Source organism: Streptomyces sp. NPDC088707 (genome assembly GCF_044752725.1).
In the GTDB taxonomy this organism is placed as follows: Bacteria; Actinomycetota; Actinomycetes; order Streptomycetales; family Streptomycetaceae; genus Streptomyces.
In genome coordinates this window covers 1-2,755 of record NZ_JBIVLV010000030.1, presented here as the reverse complement: position 1 = coordinate 2,755, position 2,755 = coordinate 1, and the positions used below count along the sequence as shown (strand labels likewise).

Sequence of the window (2,755 nt, the reverse complement as noted above, 5' to 3'; positions counted from 1 at the left end):
AGCGGCCGTGGCCGCCCATGTCGCCGCTGTGTGGGCGATGAACTCGGTGCTGAGGACGGGGCCGATTCCGGGCATGCTGAGGATGACCCTGGCGTACGGGTGGTCGCGAAACGGGCCCTCGATCTGGCGTCGGTCGCGGCGATTTCCTCGTCGAGGACGGCGCCGCCCTCATGAACGCTGACTTCGAGGGGCTGGACCCTGCCCAACGGAACGCCTTCATCCTGGGCTACATCCGGTGCAGCCAAGGAATCGAGGCCGTCATCACGGTCATGCGGGGAGACCTTGCCCCGCATGACCGTGCGTCCCTCGGGGGCAGCAGACGCAGAGCCAGGATCGTGAGCGTGATTCCTGGGTGACGGAGGATGACGATGTGTGGGGTACCGATGACGGCGGGGCTCCGGCCGCGCTGGGCAGGGAGTGAGGAGACGGATGAACGATTCGATACAGGCCCGCGTAGAAGAGGCAAGGGCTGCTCTGGAGGCGACCGAGGTCCGGATCGCTGAGGTTGAGGAGGAGTTGCGTGGTGCGGTGTCGAAGGTCCGTTCGCGGGACCGCAGTGTGGAGGTGACGGTGGGCCCGCGGGGCGAGCTGCAGAGGATTCGGTTCCTGGAGAACAGGTACCGCACGATGTCGGAGGCTCAGCTGGCGTCGTCGGTGATGGAAGCCGTCGACGGCGCCCGGAGCCGGATGGCCAGGCGTGTCATGGAGGCCTACACGCCGCTGACGGACAGTCTCGCCGGCCTTCCGGGGATGGACCCGGAGCGGATCGGTCTGGAGAGGTTCTTCGGGCCGCCGGCGGGCGCGGCGGACATGGGCGGCTCTGTGTCCAGGGCCGCCAGGTCCCGGCTGCGTGATGAGATCCACGAGGACGGCGAACCGGCCGCCAAGGGCAGTGGAGGGAAGCGATGAACGCCTACGGCGGAACGTATTCGGCAGACGTCGTCAGGGTGGCCTCGGCTGTGGACGCCGCCTTCGGCGTCCAGGTGACGGTCAAGCGGCTTCATGAGGATTTCGAGTCAGCGCTTGCCCCTCTCGCACGCTGGTTCAATCCGACCGACGAACCGGACGATGAATACGCGACGGCGGTCCGGCATCCTTACAGCGGAAACTACGAGACGGTTATCGGGATCCTCGGCAGTCTCGGCGAGATGTTCGGCTCCCTCGCGCGGGTCCACGGCGACGAGATCGGGCATATCGGCCGTACTCAGGCGGGAATCAAGGACGAAATTTCCGCGATGGCCGGCCGTCTGGGCCGTGACGATGACTTCGGGGACGGCGGGTCGCGCTAGACGTTCACGAGTTCCCGGAACCGGCGGATGTGGTGTGTCCGCCGGTTCCGGCAACTCTGCTTTACATGACATGACGGATCATCGAGAGACAGCGGGCTTGAGACGTGGACGCGGCGAAGAACCTCGATTTCGGCGGAGAAGAGTCCAAGGAGTTCCTCGAGTTCATCGCGGGAACGAAGTTCCTTCTGGCCGACTACGACCAGACCTACGCCACCCACAGTCCGTATCTGGATGCCGCGGACGGCGTTGACGGGCTTCGTCTGGAGCTGTCCGGCGCCATGGACAAGATCCGGGGCGGCCTGCCCCCGGAGGTCGTCAGGGCTTACGAGGAGGCCGTCGGCCGGCTGATCGGCCGGAACGGCCAGAGCGACCAGCTCGGCGAGTTCGCCAGGTTCCTGCGTGATGTGTCCGACTCCCAGATCACGCAGTCGCAGAAGGTCCAGGAAGCCCAGTGGAGCCAGGTCGCCGAGCTTGTCAGCCTGGCGATCTCCATCATGCTGTGGACGTCCCTCGCCGCGTTCACCGGTGGTCTCTCGCTCCAGCAGATCGCTCTGGAAAAGGCCCGCACCCGCCTCGCTCTTCTTTCCATCATGATGCGGCTGCTGCAGACCACCTACTTCCTGCCCGCGCTCTCCGAGGCCGTTTCCGAGGGCTTCCAGTCCCTCGCCGTGTCGATCGCCCAGCTCACCCTCAACGAGGGCAAGCGACGCCCCGACGGCATCGACGGCACCGGTCTCGCCAAGGCCATCACCTTCGGTGCCTTCGCCGGACTCTTCTCCGCTGTCATCGGCGATGCCATCGGCGGCGCGCTCAAGAGCGTCTTCAAGAACATCATCGACAACAAATTCATCAGCAACATCCTGCCCGAGGTCGGCCACATCCCCGGTGAAGGCCTCGGCGAGGCCATCGCCGGCTTCGTCAACCGCGGCGCCTGGGAGAATGAATGGGTTTTCAAACCCGAAGACATCGGCCCCGCCATGGGCGGCGCCTTCGCGGAAGCCGTCCTCGCCGGCATGGCAGCCGGCATCGGTCTCGGAATCCACACGAACTTCGTCGTCAAACTCCCCCTCCCCGAAACACACCCCGGCCACCTCAACACCCCACCCCCCTACACACCCCCCACCACCCACCACAACACCTACAGCAGCAGCGAACACCAAAACCCTCACAACGAACCCCCGCCCCCCTACACCGCACCCCCCGCCTACAGCACCACCGACCCCCACCCCGCCACCCCCGACACCCACACCAGCACTGCGCCCGCAGACCTCCCCGGCAGCCTCGCCGGGCCCGCAGACCTCCCCGGCAGCCTCGCCGGGCCCGCGGACCTCCCGGGCAGCCTCCCCCTCACCAGCCTCCCGACCACCACCACCACCCCGCCCACCACCACCACCACCACCACCACCACCACCACCACCGACTCGACAACCAGCCTCCCCCTCGACGGCCCCCTCCCCACAGACCTC

Annotated in this window: 2 protein-coding genes and 1 pseudogene; all 3 read left to right on the top strand. The window is 66.8% G+C overall.

Annotated elements, in window-relative coordinates; all coding sequences use genetic code 11:
• The first annotated feature begins 429 nt into the window (after positions 1-429).
• The gene (locus tag ACIP84_RS38695) at positions 430-909 is read left to right on the top strand and encodes a YbaB/EbfC family nucleoid-associated protein (RefSeq protein ID WP_401805096.1); all 480 of its coding nucleotides are present in this window, start codon (positions 430-432) and stop codon (positions 907-909) included.
• On the top strand, positions 906-1,289 hold the full coding sequence (locus ACIP84_RS38690; protein WP_401805093.1) for a hypothetical protein: 384 nt from the start codon (positions 906-908) through the stop codon (positions 1,287-1,289). The genes ACIP84_RS38695 and ACIP84_RS38690 overlap by 4 nt, the downstream gene beginning before the upstream one ends.
• A 104-nt stretch (positions 1,290-1,393) precedes the next feature.
• Positions 1,394-2,755 (top strand): annotated as a pseudogene (locus tag ACIP84_RS38685) (hypothetical protein); the annotation flags it as partial.

Bases quoted from the DNA above. Each gene is read 5' to 3' on its own strand.
- ACIP84_RS38695 (WP_401805096.1), top strand. From the start codon at position 430: ATGAACGATTCGATACAGGCCCGCGTAGAAGAGGCAAGGGCTGCTCTG.
- ACIP84_RS38690 (WP_401805093.1), top strand. From the start codon at position 906: ATGAACGCCTACGGCGGAACGTATTCGGCAGACGTCGTCAGGGTGGCC.